At 36.1% G+C, this 19,562-nt stretch carries 15 protein-coding genes and 1 pseudogene; 7 read left to right on the top strand and 9 right to left on the bottom strand.

Annotated features, from left to right (window positions below; genetic code table 11):
- Positions 1 to 121: 121 nt before the first annotated feature.
- The 7 genes and pseudogenes from DMC01_RS06355 to DMC01_RS06325 form a co-directional block, all read right to left on the bottom strand.
- Positions 122 to 853 (bottom strand): winged helix-turn-helix domain-containing protein, encoded by a 732-nt coding sequence (locus DMC01_RS06355; RefSeq protein WP_142693432.1) that lies wholly within the window; start codon positions 851 to 853, stop codon positions 122 to 124.
- 40 nt (positions 854 to 893) lie between these two features.
- A complete protein-coding gene (locus tag DMC01_RS06350; RefSeq protein WP_142693431.1) occupies positions 894 to 1,196 on the bottom strand; it encodes a hypothetical protein in 303 nt (100 codons plus the stop codon).
- A gap of 44 nt (positions 1,197 to 1,240) precedes the next feature.
- Positions 1,241 to 1,489: pseudogene (locus DMC01_RS06345) on the bottom strand (HpyAIV family type II restriction enzyme); the annotation flags it as partial.
- A 3-nt stretch (positions 1,490 to 1,492) separates the two neighbouring features.
- Positions 1,493 to 2,911 carry an Asp-tRNA(Asn)/Glu-tRNA(Gln) amidotransferase subunit GatB gene (gene gatB, locus DMC01_RS06340; protein ID WP_142693430.1) on the bottom strand — a complete coding sequence of 473 codons (1,419 nt, stop codon included), beginning with the start codon at positions 2,909 to 2,911 and terminating at the stop codon, positions 1,493 to 1,495.
- 677 nt (positions 2,912 to 3,588) lie between these two features.
- A complete protein-coding gene (locus DMC01_RS06335; protein WP_142693429.1) occupies positions 3,589 to 4,560 on the bottom strand; it encodes an iron-sulfur cluster assembly scaffold protein in 972 nt (323 codons plus the stop codon).
- 12 nt (positions 4,561 to 4,572) lie between these two features.
- Positions 4,573 to 5,751: a NifS family cysteine desulfurase gene (locus DMC01_RS06330; RefSeq protein ID WP_142693428.1), complete on the bottom strand. Its 1,179-nt coding sequence runs from the start codon at positions 5,749 to 5,751 to the stop codon at positions 4,573 to 4,575.
- 1,109 nt (positions 5,752 to 6,860) lie between these two features.
- Positions 6,861 to 8,003: a hypothetical protein gene (locus tag DMC01_RS06325; RefSeq protein WP_142693427.1), complete on the bottom strand. Its 1,143-nt coding sequence runs from the start codon at positions 8,001 to 8,003 to the stop codon at positions 6,861 to 6,863.
- A gap of 286 nt (positions 8,004 to 8,289) precedes the next feature.
- Between DMC01_RS06325 and DMC01_RS06320 the strand changes: the two genes are divergently transcribed.
- From DMC01_RS06320 to DMC01_RS06290, 7 genes are all read left to right on the top strand, one after another.
- The gene (locus tag DMC01_RS06320) at positions 8,290 to 9,579 is read left to right on the top strand and encodes an O-acetylhomoserine aminocarboxypropyltransferase/cysteine synthase family protein (RefSeq protein ID WP_142693426.1); all 1,290 of its coding nucleotides are present in this window, start codon (positions 8,290 to 8,292) and stop codon (positions 9,577 to 9,579) included.
- 11 nt (positions 9,580 to 9,590) lie between these two features.
- The gene (locus DMC01_RS06315; RefSeq protein WP_142693425.1) at positions 9,591 to 10,487 is read left to right on the top strand and encodes a homoserine O-succinyltransferase; all 897 of its coding nucleotides are present in this window, start codon (positions 9,591 to 9,593) and stop codon (positions 10,485 to 10,487) included.
- Between the two features lie 853 nt (positions 10,488 to 11,340).
- Positions 11,341 to 11,532 (top strand): hypothetical protein, encoded by a 192-nt coding sequence (locus DMC01_RS06310; RefSeq protein ID WP_142693424.1) that lies wholly within the window; start codon positions 11,341 to 11,343, stop codon positions 11,530 to 11,532.
- A gap of 327 nt (positions 11,533 to 11,859) precedes the next feature.
- Entirely contained in the window at positions 11,860 to 12,936 is a 1,077-nt protein-coding gene (locus tag DMC01_RS06305) for an LptF/LptG family permease (RefSeq protein WP_142693423.1), read from the top strand.
- Between the two features lie 182 nt (positions 12,937 to 13,118).
- Positions 13,119 to 14,093: an extracellular solute-binding protein gene (locus tag DMC01_RS06300; protein WP_142693422.1), complete on the top strand. Its 975-nt coding sequence runs from the start codon at positions 13,119 to 13,121 to the stop codon at positions 14,091 to 14,093.
- A 588-nt stretch (positions 14,094 to 14,681) separates the two neighbouring features.
- Positions 14,682 to 14,954, top strand: a complete 273-nt coding sequence (locus DMC01_RS06295) for a hypothetical protein (protein ID WP_142693421.1) — start codon at positions 14,682 to 14,684, stop codon at positions 14,952 to 14,954.
- The gene (locus tag DMC01_RS06290; RefSeq protein WP_142693420.1) at positions 14,896 to 15,672 is read left to right on the top strand and encodes a hypothetical protein; all 777 of its coding nucleotides are present in this window, start codon (positions 14,896 to 14,898) and stop codon (positions 15,670 to 15,672) included. The genes DMC01_RS06295 and DMC01_RS06290 overlap by 59 nt, the downstream gene beginning before the upstream one ends.
- Positions 15,673 to 16,089: 417 nt before the next feature.
- Here the strand turns inward: DMC01_RS06290 and DMC01_RS06285 are convergent, their stop codons facing one another.
- Both DMC01_RS06285 and DMC01_RS06280 read right to left on the bottom strand, forming a co-directional pair.
- Complete coding sequence (locus DMC01_RS06285) at positions 16,090 to 19,107, bottom strand: efflux RND transporter permease subunit (RefSeq protein WP_142693419.1); 3,018 nt, start codon at positions 19,105 to 19,107, stop codon at positions 16,090 to 16,092.
- A gap of 234 nt (positions 19,108 to 19,341) precedes the next feature.
- Positions 19,342 to 19,557 carry a hypothetical protein gene (locus DMC01_RS06280; RefSeq protein WP_142693418.1) on the bottom strand — a complete coding sequence of 72 codons (216 nt, stop codon included), beginning with the start codon at positions 19,555 to 19,557 and terminating at the stop codon, positions 19,342 to 19,344.
- Positions 19,558 to 19,562 lie beyond the last annotated feature (5 nt).

Below are 19,562 nucleotides of genomic sequence, written 5' to 3'. Positions count from 1 at the left end.
GCCATCAAGCCCTTTAAGCCTTTCATTTCCTATGCAAATGCCTATATTCCAAACACTTCGCTCTTGCTTGTCATTGTTTAAATGCTTCATTGTTTTGTAAGCTGTATTAAACTTTTGCAATTCACACCCCAAAAAGCCATTGATTATCTTTTAAACCGCTTGCAACAAAGTTTTCATAGCTTTTAAGCATTTCATCATAAGCTAGAAATTCAAAAAAATTCTTTTTATCCCTATAAATTTCAAGCTCCAAATTCTGCTCGAATTTTTTGTGATGAATTTGCGGGGCGACAATGTAAAATTTGGTCGCAAAGGCTTTAAGCTGCAAGCAGCGATTAAAGGCATTATTAAGCGTAGAAACACTATCGACAATCTCAAAAGCACACTGCGGAAAGGCACATTTTGCGTCATTAAACCACAAAACATCTATGTGTCTTGCCTCGCTAATGATTTCTTTGTAGGTAAAATTTGGCACAATTTTTAAATTTGCAAGATCTTTCAAATACACATTATCTCGGTAAAGTTTTGATGGGTCAGCTGTATATGTTAAATAATTTCTAGCATTGCCAAGTTCAAGGCAAATTCCTTGCATAAATGAGTGCATTTTAACCTTCTCACTCGCCTTTGGCAAGGGATTTTCTTTGTAATCTTTTAGGGCATAAATGCTAAGTCCTATCTTTTTAAAGCGTTTATTTTCTTTAATATCTCTATAAAGAACGCCACGAATGCCTGCTTCCCATTCTTTGCTGTCCTTTGCTTTTGGGTAAAATTTTTGAATTTTATCGTAAATTACGCTTAAATTCGCACTTCCGCCGTTTTCTTTTAGCGCATATTCAATCGCTTCAACCTTTGTCATTTTTACCCTTTAAACCTTGAATTTTCGCACACTTTTTTAATCAACCTTGCTTGTCATAAGGATTTTCACCCTCGCAAAAGGCATTGCACGCATAGTTTGCCTCAGCTACAATATCCTCTCTAAACGCCGAAATATCGTTGTTTTCATACAAAGCAAAAAGTCTTTCAATTACCTTGTCCTTTTGCGTTTGGCTTATATCATCATCTCGCACAAGATGATTATAAAGCATAGCCTTTATAGCAAATTTGCCGTCCTTTAAGTCGATTGCATTTAAAACTTCTGCAAGGATTTTATAGTCCTTAGTTTGCAAAAGTTCTTTTGTTGTTTTTACCATTTTACTCATTTTTATTTTTGCCTTTTTATTTTAAATCTCTTTTTTAAATTCTTTATATTTTTATCCAAATTTTCATAGTCCATTTGCGATATATAAGCCGTTAAAACCTCTTCTATAAAACCTTTAAATTTAATCTCACAGCTTTGAGTAAGATTTTGAATGAGCTTTGTTTTGGCATTTGTAATCCTAAAAAGTCCTATGTAAGGCTCGGGGTTTTTAAGCACGGTAAGCAAAATTTCATAGTTTAAATCCTGCCCGAAAATTCGAGCATTTAATCTGTGCTTAAATTCATCATAGCTCATTTACTATCCTAGCTTTGCTTTCAAAATCTCATTAACCTTTGCTGGATTAAAAGCACCCTTGCCCTCTTTCATTATTTGCCCCACAAAAAAGCCAAAGAGCTTGTCTTTTCCTGCTTTATACTCAGCTACCTTGTCAGCGTTTGCTTTTAAAACTTCCTCTGCGATTTTTTCAATTGCCCCGTCATCGCTAACTTGCTTTAAATTTAGCTTCTCAATGGCACTATCAATGCTAAAATCCACATTTTCAAAGACAAAGGCAAGCACTTCCTTTGCAGCCTTGCCAGAAATAGTGCCATCCTCAATGCGCGCGATTAAATCGCCTAGTTTTAAAGCACTCACAGGGGAGTTTTCAATGCTTAAATCCCCCTTTAAAAGCCCTGAAAGCTCTGTATTTAGCCAAGAGACGCAAAGTTTAGGATTTAAACCCCTTTCTACAAGGCTTTCAAAAAATCGGCTCATTTCAAGGCTTGATATAAGCACCTCTGCATCGCCTTGCTTAACGCCAAAGTCCTTAATGTAGCGAGCCTTTTTCTCATCAGGAAGCTCGGGGATTTGAATTTCAAGCATTTTTTCATCTAAAACCACAGGTAGTAAATCAGGCTCAGGAAAATAGCGATACTCGGCACTATCCTCTTTGTTTCGCATTGAGCGGGTGGTGAGATTTGTGGTGTTAAAAAGCCTCGTTTCTTGCACCACCTCGCTCTCGTAAGTGCCTTCCTCCCACGCTGTGCTTTGCCTTTGCACCTCGTAATCAATAGCCTTTTGTATGAAGCGAAATGAGTTAAGATTTTTAATCTCCACCCGCGTGTAAAGCCTGCTCTCACCCTTGGGACGAATGCTGACATTGGCATCGCAGCGAAAGCTACCCTCTTGCATATTTGCATCCGAAATGTCTAAAAAGCGGATGATGGAGTGAAGTTTTTTAAGGTAAGCTACCGCCTCATCGCTACTTCGCAGGTCTGGCTCGCTTACGATTTCAAGCAAAGGCGTTCCTGCGCGGTTTAAATCCACCTTTGAATGCGAGCTTTCGTGTATGTTTTTACCTGCATCCTCTTCTAAATGAGCCCTTGTTATGCCTATGCGTTTATCCTCGCCGCCTACATTTATAAAAAGTTCGCCGCCCTCAACTATGGGGACATCAAACTGCGAAATTTGATATGCCTTTGGTAAGTCTGGGTAAAAATAGTTTTTGCGGTTAAAGATGCTTGTTTTGTTTATGGTGGCGTTGATAGCCTTGCCAAAGGACACAGCTTTTCTCAGTGCGTTTTCATTGAGAACAGGTAAAGCACCTGGGAGTGCTAAACAAGTGGGGCAGACATTGACATTTGGTGCTTCGCCAAAAGAGGTGGCACAAGAGCAAAAAATCTTGCTTTTGGTGTTAAGCTGGGTATGAACCTCAAGTCCTATGATAACTTCAAACATTGTGTTTTCCTTTTTGCAAATTTAATTGTAGGGGCCGGCTACTTTCTAAGAAGGCTTTTTTGTCTTTGTTAACAAAAGCCTTCACTATAATCCTTAAATCTTCCTTAATATCTAGCTAGAATAATGCTCTAAGCCTTCAATAAGCTTACTTGATAAATCTTCTAAAAAATTTAGCAAAAATTCACAAAATATTGAATTTGCTTAGAGTTTTTGTACGGCTTATACTTTTGAATTTTAGCATATTTTATGAAACAAATGAAGTATGTGTCAAGTTTATAGCATTTAGCAATTAGGCTTTGATCTAAACTGTGAATTTAAAAATGGCTTAGTGTAAACTGTGAATTTTTAATAGATCTAAAATAATCTTTGCTAGTTTGTCTAAATTTAAAATCAAATAAAATTTAGCCCTTAAAACTAAGATAAATTCAGTCAAATATGAGATCTTTGTCAAACTGTGAAGCTAAGAGGAAAAAATTTTATCGACTGTGTTTTAAAAATTAGCTTAATTAGAAAAAGCTGTATTGAAGTAAATTTAGTTAAAAATTTACGGTCTTTTTTTGAAATTTTATCAAGCCTATAAAATAAACTTATGAATTTAAAGTTGGGATTTATGAATGTATGAATCTAAAAAATTTAGAAGTAAATTCAGGGCTCTAACCCTGAATTTAAATAAGCTTTCAAACAGGAAAGACTCTAATGCTTGGGCTAAGCTCTTCTTGCAATATAGTCTCTATAGCATAAAGGGTTGCCCCACTGCTTGTAGAACAACCACTACAAGCACCAAGATAGCGGATATACACATCTACAAAGCCGTTTTCGCCCTTTTGTATGTCTATGACCTCCAAGTCTCCACCATCGCTATGAAGCATAGCACGAATTTCTCTATCTAGCACACTTTCTACTACTTTAAGCTGTCCTACCATAGTCATTTCATCGAAGGGCACATCACTTCTTGAGGCATTGGCAAGTCTTTCTTTGTCCATTTCAGCCCTTGTTTGGGCTAAGATATCAACTAGATAATACTCCCTTTGCTCATGCCCTCCTGGCTTGACACAGGACTTACAAAAGGCACCTGCCTTGGTGTACTGAGTAATTTCCTCTATGGTATGCAGATCATTGAGCTTTATAACCTCTTTGATGGTTCCAAGAGATACCCTCGCACACTCACAAACTATGATCTGATCCTCAAAGCTTGAGGCATCTACTCCTTTGTACTGTGCTGCTGCTTGTTTGATAACATCATAAGCCATTACAGAACAGTGCATCTTTTGTGGGGGTACGGCTGGGGTTTGCGGATCATCACGCATTGCAAATTCCACATCCAAATTTGTGATTTTCACAGCTTCATCGACCTTTTTGCCTATGCAAAGTCCTGCCATCGTGTCGCTGCTTGCTATAGCCGTACCACAGCCAAAGCTTTTAAATTTAGCATCCTTGATGATGTCTGTTTTTTCATCAACAAGCCAATAAAGCCTCACTGCATCCCCACAGCTTTCAGCCCCATAATCAGCAACTATAAGCTTTGTGCCTGTTCTTTCGGCATCCTCTTCCTTTAACTCGCCCATATATTTTGGGTGATTCATCGCATTTTGAACCTTTTGTGAATACTCATCCCAAATAGAGCCACCTATTAGACTATTCTTACTCATAATTTCTCCTTTCTAAATTGCTTGAGGTGTGTAAGCATAGGTGCTTGAAATGCTCCTAAGCCTTTCTACCGCGTTTTGAATTTGAACTATGGTGTAATCTATCTCCTTTTCTGTATTAAAGCGAGATAGGGATAATCTTAAAGCAGTATGTGCTAGATCATCGCCAGCTCCTATAGCCTCCATAACAGGATTACTTTCTAAATCCTCACTTGCACAAGCTGAGCCTGTGCTTGCAGCTATGCCGTTTTGGTTAAGATCCCAAAGCATAGCCTCACCTTCTACGCCCTTTACACTTGCTAGGATGGTGTTTGGCACACGGTTTGCCCTACTAGCCACCACGCTTGTATCTGGCAAAGCTAAAATGGCATCTTCAAGCTTGTTGCGAAGTTGTCTGATGTGATTATCCTCGTAATCAAGCATTAAATTTGCTATCCTTAAAGCCTCTCCCATTCCAACTATGCCAGCCACATTGAGAGTGCCACTTCTTCGTCCGTTCATTTGAGCTCCTCCGTGTAAAAGGGGAGTAAGCTTGATGCCTTTTTTGATAAAAAGCCCACCAACTCCCTTTGCTCCGTGGAATTTATGTGCTGAAAAGCTAGCAAGATCTACATTTACCTTTTGCAAATCAACCTTGATCTTACCCACAGCCTGAGTGGCATCTGTGTGAAAAAGGGCTCCAAATTCGTGTGCTATATCTGCCATCTCAGCCACAGGAAAGATGGCACCTGTTTCGTTATTAGCCCACATTACACTTACAAGGGCTGTTTTGTCTGAAATGACCTTTCTTAAATCCTCAGCACTACAAAGCCCCTCGCCATTTATGGGTAAATCTATAACATTAACCCCGAGTTTCTTTAAAAAATAAGCCGCAGCACTAATTGCTGGGTGTTCTACACCTGAGATAATAACCTCGTTTCGATCATTATCCTTAATGTAGTCAAAATACACGCTTTTAAGCACCCAATTAATGCTCTCTGTGGCACAGGAGGTGATGATGATGTCATCGTTTTCATTTGCATGAAGTCCTGCATAAAGCTTATCCATAGCCTCTCTTAATGCTGGATGAGTAGCACTTCCCCACTGATGAAGGCTGTTTGGGTTACCGTAATGTTCTGTCAAAAAGGGCTTCATAAGCTCAAAAGCTCCTTCATCAAGCTTTGTTGTAGCGTTATTGTCTAGATATACTTTCATTTATCAAATCCTTAATCAATAAATTTAAGATAAAAATTCTTAGCTAAAAATTGATATTTATTTTTAAATAAGATTTTTTTTATCTTTATTTTCCTTGTAATGATAACAAAAAAATTTAAAAATAAACTTAAAAGTATCTTAAAAGTTTAAATTTTTGACATTTTAGGCACTTTTTTGATAGGGTCTTGAATTTTTTCTCCTTAGAGCTTGAAGCTGTAAGCTAGGCACTGTAAATTCTAAGCTAATTTAATGTAGCAAAAAAGCCAAAGTTAAACTCATTTAAAAAGATTAAACATGCAAGGCAAATTCACAAGAAAGGCTTTAAATGTTAGCTTAAAAGATACATAGCCCTTAAATATAGTTTCTTGCAAATTTATAAAAAACGCATTTCATAAAAGTTTTTAAGCTGTGAATTTTAGTTTTTTTCAAAAATGTTTAAATTTGAAAACACGCTCACAATAGCAAATAAAATTCAAACAAGGCTTGAATTTTCTTGCCAAAAAAGTACAAACCAAGCTGCAAAATTCACACAAGGATTTAAATTTTAAGAGCTTGAATTTCAAGGATTTGAATTTTTATCTTTTTATCTTTTTATCTTTTTATCTTTTTATCTTTTTATCTTTTTATCTTTTTATCTTTTTATCTTTTTATCTTTTTATCTTTTTATCTTTTTATCTTTTTATCTTTTTATCTTTTTATCTTTTTATCTTAAAAGCCAGATCGAAAAAGGATTAAAATCCAAGATCAAGGGCTTTTAAAAAAGATCTTTTTGTTTTAATAAACTGTGATTTTGCAAAAAGCAGATTTTAAAAAATATAGCTTTTAAATTCAAAGAGTTTAAAAAATACTTCACACAAGCGATAAAAACTGTGTGATGCTATTTTCTTAAAACTTTGTTAAATGCATTGAAAAGATAGGCTTAAAACACTTGAATTTGACACAAGATTATTTTGAGGTTTTTAAGTTAATGTCTATGGAAAACAAATACATAAGTCCGCTTCCAAATTTCTCAAAAGAAATTTAAAGAAATGTTGAAGTATTTTTGCTTAAAATATATTAAGCCAAAAACCAAACAAGCAAAAATATAATTTTTTAAGCTCTTTAAAGCCCTACGACATCACGCTTAGATAAGACTGCTTTATCCTATCTAAATTTGCTCTGATCTTTCTTTGACGATAAAAATTATCAAAAGCCTCCCTTCTTGTTTCATTTATCTTGCTTAAATCATCGTTTTCTAAGCTAAACTCGTTTTGAATGCTCTCAAATTCCTTTGTTAAATCTTGAGTATATAAGCGGTAGATCGAGCTTGAATTTGTAAATTCTTTTATGTCCATATCCTTTTGATAGCTTAGATACTGCTGATAAAAGAGCATTAATTTATCATCAGGGCTATTTTGTTTGCTTACTCCATTTATGTAAAGATAAAGATCAAAGCTCATTCTTTCTTCATTTTCCCTTCTTAAAAAATCCTCAAAGGAATCCTCATTTCTAAGCATATTATAAAAGCTTTGATGAGCTGAGCTTCCCCTTTGTATATAATCTACAAAAAAGCTTTTAGAGGCTTGATTTTTAGTATCCTCATAAATAAAGCTCATTAAAAGGCCTGATTTTGAAACAGATCCGTCTTTTGCAATATAAGGCTTTATAAAATCATTGCTTGCTGTGTTGATCATTGCCTTATCAAAGGAAAAATTTATAAGTTTGTTATCAAGTCCTAGGGTATTGAAATTTTTATTTTGAGAAAGTGTTTTGTTTAGCTGGGCACTGCCCTTGTAAATTCTTATGATCTCATCATCAAAGCTGCCATCATTAGTAGAAAAGGCTTGATTTAGACTAAGAAGCTCGTTTCTGCTTAAATACGCATTATCTTCTGTGCTAAACTCAGCTTCAATAGCACTTAAAGTGGAATAATATTTATTTAAAAGAGCTGGTAGATCTATGCTACTAGGATGTGAGTATTGATCCTGTCTTATTAGCTCCTTTGCTATATCTTGTACGCTTTTTATCTTAATATCATAAGAAAGTGGGATATTTGAAGCCCTATTTAGCTCCTTTTCAAAGCTTCCTTCTTCATTAAACCTAAATCCAAAATCACTGGCATAGCTTATAAGCTCACTTGAATTTGCAAGCTCATTACTTCTTAAACTCACTTCTTGTAAGGCTTCTTTGACAGTGATACTTCTTTGAGGGCTGTTTTGAGCTTGATTTAAGCCTAAATTCAAGGAGGCATTTGTTGAGGTGTTGATATTCATTTAACTTCTTTTCATTGATCTTGCCTAAATAAAGCAAAAAACATTCCAAAGCCCACTTGACATTTAAAGACAAAAGAAGTATAATGTGTGCTTAAATTCACAAAAAGGAGAGATTATGGCTTTAAAAATTAGCACTTTAACAGTTTCTATCCTTTTTCTTATGAAAATGCACACGCTTGTGTGCTAGTATCTATTTCCTCCTCGCATAAAGCGTTAAATTCACAAATCTTTAAGTTTTAAAAGTTTACTTTTATAAATCAAGCTATTTACATAAAAAGGAATCAAAATGGCAAATTTAACACATAATAATTTCACACCAAATACCCTGTCTTTGCATGCTGGCTATAATTATGACACACAAAGAACGGTCAGCGTGCCTATATATCAGAGCTCTGGCTTTAATTTTCAAAGCCTAGAACAAGCAGCAGCTAGGTTTTCTTTAAAAGAACTTGGCAATATATATTCAAGGCTTACAAATCCCACAGTAGATGTCCTTGCTGCAAGGCTTGCTGCGGTTGAGGGAGGTGTTTTTGGCACGGTTACTACAAGCGGAACGGCTGCTATTTTTTACGCTGTGCTTAATCTTGCAGAAAGTGGAGATAATATACTTTATGCAAATAAAATTTACGGAGGCACTCAAACCCTCTTCGTGCATACCCTAAAAAGATTAGGAATTCAAGCAAGAGTCTTTGATATAGATGATCTATCAAGCATAGAGCCTCTAATCGATGATAAAACGAAAGTAATCTTCTTTGAAAGCCTTTCAAATCCTCAAATTTCAATAGCCGACACAGAAGTAATTACAAGCATAGCCAAAAAACACGGCATTGTAAGTTTATGCGATAATACAGTTGGCACTGCTATCTTGCACCGTCCCTTTGACTTTGGAGTAGATCTAAGCACTCACAGCGTTACTAAGTATATAAACGGACATGGAAGTGCCTTAGGAGGTGCCTTGATAGAAAGAAAGGGATTAAATGAATTTATTAGAGGAAATAAAAGATACCCAGCCTTTAACACCCCTGATGCAAGTTATCACGGCTTAGTTTATGCTGAGCTTGATCTGCCCTTTTTTAGTATTCGCATCATCACAGAATGGCTAAGAAATGTAGGAGCAAGTCTAAGCCCTCAAAATGCTTGGCTACATTTGCAAGGGCTTGAAACCCTTGAACTTCGCATTCACAAGCACTCAGACACAGCCCTTGAAGTGGCTAGCTTCTTAGAAGAGCACCCTCTAATCAAAGAAGTAAGCTACCCAGGACTTAAATCTAATCCCTACCACAAGCTCTTGCAAAAATACTTCATCAAAGGCAGAGCAAGTGGGCTTTTAAGCTTTGAGGCAAAAAGCTATGAACATGCCAAGCAAATTTGCAACAACTTAGAGCTTTTTTCTTTAACTGCAAACATAGGAGATTCTAAGTCCTTAATCATACATCCTGTATCTACTACTCACTCTCAGCTAAGTGAAGATGAGCTTAAAGGCTCAGGCATCACCCCTAGCACAGTTAGACTAAGCATAGGGCTTGAAAGCTCTGCTGATTTAATAGCAGATCTTAAAAAAGCCATTGAGATTTAAAGGAGGATGCTATGCCTTTGATCTTACCAGAAAAAATACCAGCCTTTGAGCTTTTAAAAGACTTCGTCTTTGTTATGGGTGAAAAAAGAGCCACCCATCAAGACATTCGTCCCTTAAAGGTGCTAATTTTCAATCTAATGCCAACAAAGATAGAAACAGAAAATCAGCTTTTATCCTTGCTAGGCAACTCCCCCTTGCAAATTGAGGTAAGCTTTTTAAAGACAAAGAGCTATGAGAGTAAAAACACGCCCAAAAGCCATTTAGATAGCTTTTATCTAAGCTTTGATGATATTAAAAACACGGGCTTTGATGCAGCCATTATCACAGGAGCTCCTGTTGAGCATATGGACTTTGAAAAGGTTGATTACTGGGCTGAGCTTTGTGAGGTGATGAACTATCTTAAAAAGAATGCCACAAGCACTATGTATATTTGCTGGGGTGCTATGGCAGGGCTTTATCATTTTTACAGGATCAAAAAATTGCCCTTTAAAAACAAGCTTTTTGGGATCTTTAAGCATAAGATCATAAATAATGACCTACTTTTAAGTGGGCTTGATGAGCTTGTGAATTTACCCCACTCAAGACATACAGGGCTTGATGATAAAGCAATTTATAAAAATTCAAATTTAAAGGTTTTGCTTGAGGGAAAAAAAAGCGGAGTGTCTGTTTTAAAGGATGAGAAGGATCTTTTCATACTTGCTCATCCTGAGTACTCAAAGCTAACCCTTGATAGCGAGTATAAGAGGGATCTAAACAAGGGTTTAAAGATTAAAAGTCCAAAAAATTACTACAACAAAAGGGGCGAGGTTGTAGTGAGCTGGCGCTCATCTGCTTCTGTGATCTTTAGCAATTGGCTAAATTTCGTGTATCAAGAAACACCTTTTATCTTAGGCAAGACAGAGCGTTAATTTTACTGTTTTAAAGCCTTTAAGGCTTTAAAACCAAGAGTTTTAAGCTTGTAATAGAATTAAAAAGCATTAAATTTAGTTTGCTTTCATCTAGCCAAGTAGCTTTTTATCATTTTGAGCCTACGGACGAAGAGGCCATAAATTCAAGGCATTTTGCCATAAATTCGCACATTCTTATTACACGCTTAAAATAACAAGAATTTAATTTTGTGAATTTTCTTTTATATTATCATTTTGAGCCACATTGTTATATCGAGCTTTTGCAGAAATTGAAATATCTCTTTTTTGAGATTTTTTGGCTTCTAAGCATAGCGAAATATATCAAGCCTTTGTTGGAATTTTATTAAAAAAGTTTATAAATTAAAGGTAAGCTATAAATTCACTACTTTGTGTGAATTTTTAAGCTTCTTTGCTAGGCTCACACTTACAAGGTCATACCTTTTAGTTCTTAAATTCTAAGACACAGTTTAAGAGGATTTTTTTAAAAAGTGTTGAATTTTATGGATCAAGATGCTTGAATTTAATACAATATCATTTTAAACTGTGAAAATAAAATGAAAGGCTCAATTAAACTTAAACCAAAGGGTTTTTAAGTTATGATTGCACCTATGAAAAACAAATACATAGTCCATTTTGAATTTCTAAAAAAATTTTAAGGAATTTTAAAGTATTTTTTACTCCGTGCCACGCGTCTTATAATTTTGCGAGAAAGAATACTAAAACTCTAGGCTAATGATTATATCTAGGTTGTCAAACACTGCTTAATCAAAGAATTGCTACCTATAATAAAGGACTTTGCAGAGCTTAAAGAAGGTGAAATTTACATAAAAGCTTCAAATCCTACTGTGCCTTGGTGGATTTTTTGCTTCGCTTCACTCGCAGTTGCGTAATGGAAGGAGCAAAAGCACATTACAGGATAAAACACGCAAAATTCGAGTTTGCAAAGAAACACAAGCACATCAATGACATAGAAAATGTTTTTGCTTCGTACTCTTGCAACTGTGCAGTAAAAGGGGATATGCGAAATTCCGACTTGCTAAATTAGGGAGCTTAAAAGAAAAAATTTTGTCCTTCATTTAAAAGAAACAAAATTTAAATATAATGCCAAAACTTTAGGACAAAATTCTCATCAAAATTTATTAAAGTTGATAATAGAAAATCTTATTAGAGTATCTTGAGCCTAAAAATTTATTAAATATTGATAAGCCAAAATTCTATTAAGTTTAATTGAGACAAAAATATTATGCTAAAATCAACTCTTTTTAGAAAAGAATTTTTGAGGAAATAAAGTAAAATTTAAAACAAGAAAATTACTTATAAATTTAAAAGCTTGAATTTCTTGTGAATTTTATCAACAAAAAGGCTACAAAATATGGGCATTAATTCTGTTTTTTTTCGTTTTATCTCAGGTATTTATTTAAAGAGCTTTTTTATCATCTTTCTTTCTCTTGCTGGCTTTTTTGTGGTTGTTGATTTACTTGTAAATTACAAGGAGCTACCAAATTCAGCAAATTTAATCTTGCTTTATGTGCTTTTTGTCTTTTGCGTAGCTACTAGCTATGTTTTGCCCCTTTCTCTTGTCTTTGCCCTCATACTTTCTCTAAGCTCACTTGTTAGAAGTAACGAGCTAGTAAGCTTTTACGCACTTGGACTTAGCAAAAAGCAAGTTATAGCTTATCCTTTTTTTTGGGCCTTGTTTTTTTCTGCTGTGTTTGTGGGGCTTAATTTCACTCCCTTTGCTTATGCTGAGGATTATCAATATAGCATACTAAGAAATTCTAAAATCTCAGCACAAAGTGAGGATATCTTCTTAAAATATGATGATAAATTCATCTACATTCAAAGGCTTGAAAGCCTTGATGAGAGGGTGCAGATGATGAAAATTTTTAGCATTGAGGACTTTGCATTAAAAAGACTTAGCACTGTTAAAAGTGCTGTTTTTAAGGACAATGCTTGGCTCTTAGAAGAAGGAGAATTCATAGCAATGCCTAAGAATTTAGAGCTTTTTGGAGAAGGTTTAAGTGTGCAAAAGATTGAAAACATAGAGGCTTTAAGTGGCTTTAAGCCTAGGATCATTGAAAGCGTGGTAAATCAAAGCCAGTATTCTATCTTAGACGGCGCTTTAAGCTTTCTTGCCTTTTACAAACAAAATGTTAATACTAATTTAATAAGAACAGAGCTTTACAGGCTTCTTTTTACACCATTTTTTGCTCCATTTTTGCTTTTGATTTTGTATGTATTTTTCCCAAGCATAGCAAGGTTTTATAATCTAGCCTTTTTAGGCTTTATCTTTTTTCTTTGCACCCTCTTACTTTGGGGCTTACTTTATCTATTAAACAAATTCACGCAAAACGGTCTTTTTAGCCCTGAACTTGGCCTCATAGTGCCTATACTTGTCCTCATCTTAGCAAGTGGCTTTGTATTTTATAAAAAGACAAGGCAAATTTAATTCTTTTAAGATTACAAAACTACATTTTCAAACTCAACAAAAACTACATAAATTCTTTAATAACTCTATGTATCATTTGTGAATTTATATCAAAATTGCTTAATATAATTAAGCTTTAAGTGTATTTTAAAGAAAAATTAAATATGATTTTGTTTATTATAAATTTAGTGAAAGGAAGACAAATGAAGAAAATTTATTTCTTATTTTTCTTAGGAACATTTTTGTTGGCAAATGAGCTTCATATTCTAAGTCCAAGAGCCTTAAATGCTGAGCTTGTAGCCCTTTTTGAAAGCCAAAACAATGCTAAGATCATTCAAAGCAATGGCAAGCTTGACGAGCTTATAGAAAAGGCAAAGAAGGAAGGCGATGTTTTTATCATATCAGATCTTTCAAATGTAGCCAAGGTCAAAGAAGCCAAGGTTCTTAGCTCTATAAAATCAAAGAGCTTAGAGGAGCTTGTCCCAGCACATTTAAGGGACAAAGAGGTCTTTGCCTTTGGGAAAAGAGCAAGGATAGTTGCCTTTGATAAAAAGGCTAAGATAAATAAAAATTTAATCAAAAATTACGAGGATCTAGCAAAGCCTGAATTAAAGGGCAAGGTATTGATGAGAAGTGCTAGTGCAGGTTATAGCATCACCTTACTTGCCTCCATAATAGCAAATGAGGGCGAAGCAAAGGCAAAAGAATGGGCAAGTGGGCTTTTGAATAATCTAGCTATGGAGCCTCAAGGAGGAGATAGGGACCAAGCAAAGCAGCTTGTAGAAAAAAAGGGTCAATTTGTCGTGATGAATCACTATTACATAGCTCGTTTGATTAACTCAGACAAAAAGGATGAGAAAAAAGTGGGCGATTCCTTGCAAATCATCTTTCCAAATCAAGATTCAAGGGGAGCTCATATAAACATAGAGGCTGTGGCTATGAATAAAAAGAGCAAGAACAAAAAATTAGCCCAAAGCTTTATGGAATTTATGCTAAGCAAGGAAGCACAGCAAATTTTTATGAATTCAAGCTATTTTTATCCTGTTAGAAAGGATGTCGAGCTTAATCCTACCATAAAAAACTTTGGAGCCTTCAAAGAGGATGAGATCTCAATAAGCAAGATCATAGCAAATGTTTCAAAGGCAAAAGAAATTTACAAAGAAATAGGCTTTAAATAAGCTATTAGCCCTTGCTAGGGCCGTGTCATAATTTCAGCAAAACTTGATGCTTTTTAACTGTGATAAGTGCAGTTATCACAGTGTCTTTTAACAGTTGTTTAAACATTTTTTACAAAGTGTTTAAACCGTTAAAATTGCTCATTTATATTCTATTGCAGTAGCTTTGGCAATTTATAAACTAATGAAAAGTTTTGCTTTGAGAAGCAGAATTGATTCTTTTGAAAACTCATTGAAAACTCCCTACTGAGTGTAGCAAAAATCTCAAGCTTTGTTGTGTGTAGGGGTTTGCGTTTGAGCTAATCATTTTATGCAAATGTATCTTGCCGAATTTAAATCTTTTTGCCTAGTGGACAGCTTGTTTTAGCTTAGATCTTTTAATTATCATATGCAATGGCTTTTTAGAACGCAAGACTTACAAGCCTTTGAGTGCTGGGCGACATTGCGAAATGATAATTCCTAAATATAATCCATGCATAAATAAAATTCACAGCTTCAAGGCATTTTATCATACCCTTCATTATTCTCAGATACTCACAAGGTGCGTTCTTTGTTATAATTTCAGCATCTTTTCATAACAAAAGGACAAAAATGAGAAAAATCATATTTCACGGACACGGCTACATAGGTGGGCTTGGAGACGCCTTGGTGGATTTAAAGGTGCTTTATGCCCTAAAATCGCTTTACCCTCAAGATGAGATTTTGTATTATTACCCTCACACAGCCTTGAATTTTTTTAGCAAGATAGGCTTTATTGACACCATCATAAATTCTAACCAAACTTCGTTCGAGCAAGCTTCTGCTTATGAAACCCGACATACTCATAAGCACACGCAGAAAAGGCTCATTTTTTCGCTATCTTAAAAAACTTGGCTTTAAAAAGCTAATCGTTTTGCCTCATTTTATAAGCCTTAGTTCTAAAAATTTAAGCTGTCCCACCCCATTTTTTAGGGGCAAAAAGCATTTTAGCGATATACATTTAAAGCTAGTTCGTGCCATAGACGCTAAACACTATGACACAAATATCGCTAAAATCAACTCTGACAAGATAAAAGATTACTTACCAAAGGATAGGAGCTTGATGGATAAATTCTACAAAAGCGTGGATTTTCCATACAAAAAGATCATCGGCATAAATGCCTTTTCAACTCACAGCACATCAAAAGCAAATAATTTTTTTCTAAAAAGTTGGCTAGATCTCGCCTTTGAGCTTGGCAGGACTTACTCTGAATTCTTGTTTATTCTGTTAAATTTTAAGCAAAATCCCATACAATTTCAGCTCAATGAAAGCCAAAATGTCCGCACCTTTATAAATGATGATAGCATAGCCTCTTTGACGAGTATGAGTTTAAGCCTTGATTATTTCATCAGCGTAGATACAAGCAATGTGCATTTATGCAAGCTCTTGCAAGTTCCTAGCCTCATTTTTATAGACGCTTCTATTTGCTATCGTATGGGGGGGGGGGGTTGTGAGTTTATAGATAACTTTGTAGTTAAGGCTGGTTGGCAAAAAAATTACCAAAAAACCTTGCAAGATTTTACCCAAATGTCAAAAGAAAGGCTGGATAAGCTAAAAGGCTAAAATTTAGACTTTTTGCCTTAAAATATTTAGTGCGAGTTTTGAATTTAAGATCTATTGTGCTAGCAAAATTCACAAAATTAAATTTTTTAAATGATGAAATCAAAGTGAAAATTTAGAAAAAGCCTGAATTTAACTTAAAAAATTTGCAAAACTCAATCTTTAAATACTTAACATAAAGCGAAAATTCACGCTTGCGTGAATTTTCCGTGAATTTACAATTTAAGGCACAGGATTTGGAGTTAGAAAATGATTTTTGTGCGTGAAGGCTAGACTAAAAGCGATAGCGGTCTGCCGAACGCACAAAAATCATTTTATAGCCCAAAGCCGAGCCAGCCTTGTGAATTTTTTATGCAAAAAATGTTAAAATTCACAAGAAACCCCAAAAATTAAAAACACTTAAAAGCCAAGCCATAATCACTAAATCTTCTCCCTCTCATAAATTTTGCGTAATTTACTATCTACCATCCACGCGAAGCGAAACAAAGCTGGCACTACTAGCAAGGTTAAGGCTGTGGAGCTTATAAGCCCAAAAATCACGGCTATTGCCATAGGTGAGTTGCCCTCATAGCCTGCACCGTGGCTCACAGCCAAAGGAAGCATTGCAAAAATCATCGCAAAGGTAGTCATCAAAATGGCACGAAGTCTTGCCTTTCCAGCCTCCAAAAGTGCTGCGTCAGGTTCTAAGCCCTCGTGGCATTTGCGGTTGGCTACATCCACAAGCAAGATGGCGTTTTTGCCTACCATTCCAAAGAGTAAGATGATGGCAACTAGGACAAAAAGCGAGAAGTTATTGCCCGTGATAAATAGCCCAAAGCACGCCCCTGCAAAGGCTAGAGGCATTGTTATCATTATGACAAGGGGCAATATAAGGCTTTCATAAAGTGCGGCAAGGACTAAGTAAATCAGTACAAGCCCCAAGGCTATGGAGACTATGAAGCCATCGACCGTTTCTCCAAGCATCCTTATAAAGCCCGAAAATGCGTGGCTTAGCTTTGAGTTTTCGCCCAAAATCTCGTTTTTGTTGTCTTCTAAAAGACTTTTTACATCCCCAAGCGAGATACCATCAATGCTAGCGGTGATTTTAACGCTGCGGCTTTTGTTGTAGCGATTTATCACTCCCAAGTCCTCTTTGTAGGCAAAATCCACAACGGAAGAGAGCTCCAAAACCACGCCCTCATTGCTTTTTATTTGAATTCTTTTTAGTGCCTCAATGTCTTGCTTGAATTTGCTATCAAAGCTAAGCACTATGTCATCCTTGCTAGCCCCTATATCCATACTTCCCACACTAAGCTGCCCGAACGAGTAGCCCAAAACCCCAGCCACATACTCCATGCTGACATTTAGCTTTTTGGCAAGCTCTCTATTGATTTGCACGCTTACCTCGCCCTTTTTGGAATTGCCATTATCATCTAAATCGCTAATTTCTTTATGCTCTGCTAGCAGGGCTTTTGCTCTGTCACTTGCTGCTAAAATCGCCTCCATATCATCGCCAAGAACGAGAAACTGCACAGGGTAATCAACCCCAGCCCCGTCAAATTTGGGTATTTCAAGCACTTTTATTTTTAGCTTATCATTTTGCAAATTCGCACGAAACTGCGACACAATCTTTCTTTGACGGTATTTTCTCTCGCTCAAAGGCTTTAATTTCACATAAATCTTAGCCTTTTTGCTTTCCTTTGCGTCCGTGTAACCCACAAGCAAATACGCATAATCCACACTCTCATCAGCCTTAACCCTTTGCAAGATCTCATAAGAGATTTTTTGCATAGCCTCCAAGCTCACATCCTCTTTGTGCTCTAATTGCACCTGAAATTCGCTGTCATCCTCCATAGGCAAGAAATCAAGCCCAAGCCGGGTTCCCAAAAAGGCACAAAGTCCCACTACTACAAGGCTAGCCAGTATGAATTTAGCCTTGTTTGCAAGGATTTTGGCAAGTAATTTTTGATAAAGCTGCTCTCCCCTTTGATAAAAAGGCTCGCTTTTGTGCCAAAAAGCACCCTCTTTTGAATTTAAAAATCTAGCACTCACAGCAGGTATGAGAAAAACAGCTACTAAAAAGCTTACCACAACACCGCTTGCAACGCTTATGCCAAGGGCATTAAAGAAAAGCCCGGGAACGCTGTCCATATAAGAAATGGGGATAAACACGCAAAGCAAAACAACGCTAATGCTTAAAACGCTATAACCTATCTCTTGTATGCCCTCAAATGCGGCTTTTAGTGGCGGTAGGGTGTGTGCTTTTTTAGAGATATTTTCAATGACAACTATGGCATCATCAACGAAGATGCCTATGCTTAAGGTTAGTGCGATGAAGGTCAAGCGGTTTAGATCAAAGCCCATTATATCGATGAGAAAAAAGGTTGCTATAATGGAGGTGGGTATGGCTATGGAGGCTATGATGGTAGCTGATAGATTTCTTAAAAACAAAAAAACTATGATCACAGTTAAAACTATGCCTAAGATCATATCCTCAACAACTTGCATAAGATGCTTTGTGATGTTTTGGCTTTTGTCAAACACGACCCTTATCTCTATGTTTTCACCTGCTAGAATTTGAAGCTGATTTAAATTTTCCTTGACATTTTGGATCATTTTTAGCGCGTTGTAGCCGCTAACCTTGCCTATTTCAAGCAGCACGCCCTCATTTTCTAAAATCGCCACTTGCTTTTTATCCTCATATCCTTGCTTAATGCTTGCCACATCGCTTAAAAACACACCGGGCATTAGCCTTAAACTCTCTAATTCCTGCAAACTCACAGCCTCAAAATAGCCCTTGACTATGTAAATGCTTTCCGCGTTTTCAAGCTCGCCAAGTGCCTGTTTAAAGTTTTGGCTTTTTATGATATTTGCGACATCAAGGGCGTTTAAGTGGTATTTGCTAAGTTTCACAGGGTCAAGCTCAATGCGGATTTGTGGCTTTAAAAAGCCCACTTGCTCGATCTTTCCTACCCCATTTACGCGTTGCAAAAAGGGCTTTAATTTTTCGTCTATACTGCGCATAAGATTGAGGCTATCGTTATTTTTGCTTCTTATAAAAAGGCTTATGCTAGCACCGCTATCCGATGGCACTTTTTCGATTTTTGGCTTTACAGGAAGGCTTAATGCGCCGATTTTATCACGTACATCGTTTGCTGCAATTTCAAGGTTTTTACTCAACTCAAATTCAATAAAACTAACGCTAAAATTATCAAAGCTGCTTGAATTTATGGTCTTTATGCCATCTATCTCGCTTAAAGCGTTTTCGATTTCCTTTGTGATTTTGCTCTCAACAAAGCTCAAATCCCCATTCACAACCGCCGTTACCTTAACAAGCGGTATGCTAACGCTTGGAAACAAATTCACAGGCATAGTAAAGGCGGAGATAAAGCCAAAGACGATAAGGGCTAAGAAAAACATAAGGGTAGTGATGGGGCGGTTGATGGCTAGGCGATACATAGCTTTTCTTTCCTTTAAAATTTATGTTTTATTTTGTGAATTTTAGCGTTTTTTGCGTAAAAAATTCACAAGGCAGGCTCGTCTTTCGGCTATAAATCGATTTTGTGGGGCTTGATAGACGCTTCGCTTTCAGTCTTATCTACGCCCCACAAAATCGATTTCTAACTCGAAATACTGCACCTTTAATTTTAAATTCACGGAAAATTCAGGCTTTTTTACAAAAACCCTGAATTTTCACTTTGGTTTTGACAAATCCGTGAATTTTTTACGAAAATTCATAGAAAATTCACGTCGTGCCGTCATTGCGAGATTTTGCGTGGCAAAATCGTGGCAATTTACAACGCACGAAGTGCGTTTTAAACACCATTTGACAAGGCGAAGTATTGCTAGACGATTTTTTTTACTTCGTGCTACGCTTATTGCAACTGCAAACAAAAGAAAAAATCGCACAAGGG

Origin of the sequence: Campylobacter troglodytis, from assembly GCF_006864425.1 — a bacterium.
Lineage (GTDB): Bacteria > Campylobacterota > Campylobacteria > Campylobacterales > Campylobacteraceae > Campylobacter_D > Campylobacter_D troglodytis.
The sequence above is the reverse complement of the archived record's forward strand: the minus strand, read 5'-3'. Positions and strand labels throughout refer to the sequence as shown.

Coding starts and splice junctions, on each gene's coding strand:
- DMC01_RS06355 (WP_142693432.1), bottom strand. CDS start 853: ATGACAAAGGTTGAAGCGATTGAATATGCGCTAAAAGAAAACGGCGGA.
- DMC01_RS06350 (WP_142693431.1), bottom strand. CDS start 1,196: ATGAGTAAAATGGTAAAAACAACAAAAGAACTTTTGCAAACTAAGGAC.
- gatB (WP_142693430.1), bottom strand. CDS start 2,911: ATGTTTGAAGTTATCATAGGACTTGAGGTTCATACCCAGCTTAACACC.
- DMC01_RS06335 (WP_142693429.1), bottom strand. CDS start 4,560: ATGAGTAAGAATAGTCTAATAGGTGGCTCTATTTGGGATGAGTATTCA.
- DMC01_RS06330 (WP_142693428.1), bottom strand. CDS start 5,751: ATGAAAGTATATCTAGACAATAACGCTACAACAAAGCTTGATGAAGGA.
- DMC01_RS06325 (WP_142693427.1), bottom strand. CDS start 8,003: ATGAATATCAACACCTCAACAAATGCCTCCTTGAATTTAGGCTTAAAT.
- DMC01_RS06320 (WP_142693426.1), top strand. CDS start 8,290: ATGGCAAATTTAACACATAATAATTTCACACCAAATACCCTGTCTTTG.
- DMC01_RS06315 (WP_142693425.1), top strand. CDS start 9,591: ATGCCTTTGATCTTACCAGAAAAAATACCAGCCTTTGAGCTTTTAAAA.
- DMC01_RS06305 (WP_142693423.1), top strand. CDS start 11,860: ATGGGCATTAATTCTGTTTTTTTTCGTTTTATCTCAGGTATTTATTTA.
- DMC01_RS06300 (WP_142693422.1), top strand. CDS start 13,119: ATGAAGAAAATTTATTTCTTATTTTTCTTAGGAACATTTTTGTTGGCA.
- DMC01_RS06295 (WP_142693421.1), top strand. CDS start 14,682: ATGAGAAAAATCATATTTCACGGACACGGCTACATAGGTGGGCTTGGA.
- DMC01_RS06290 (WP_142693420.1), top strand. CDS start 14,896: ATGAAACCCGACATACTCATAAGCACACGCAGAAAAGGCTCATTTTTT.
- DMC01_RS06285 (WP_142693419.1), bottom strand. CDS start 19,107: ATGTATCGCCTAGCCATCAACCGCCCCATCACTACCCTTATGTTTTTC.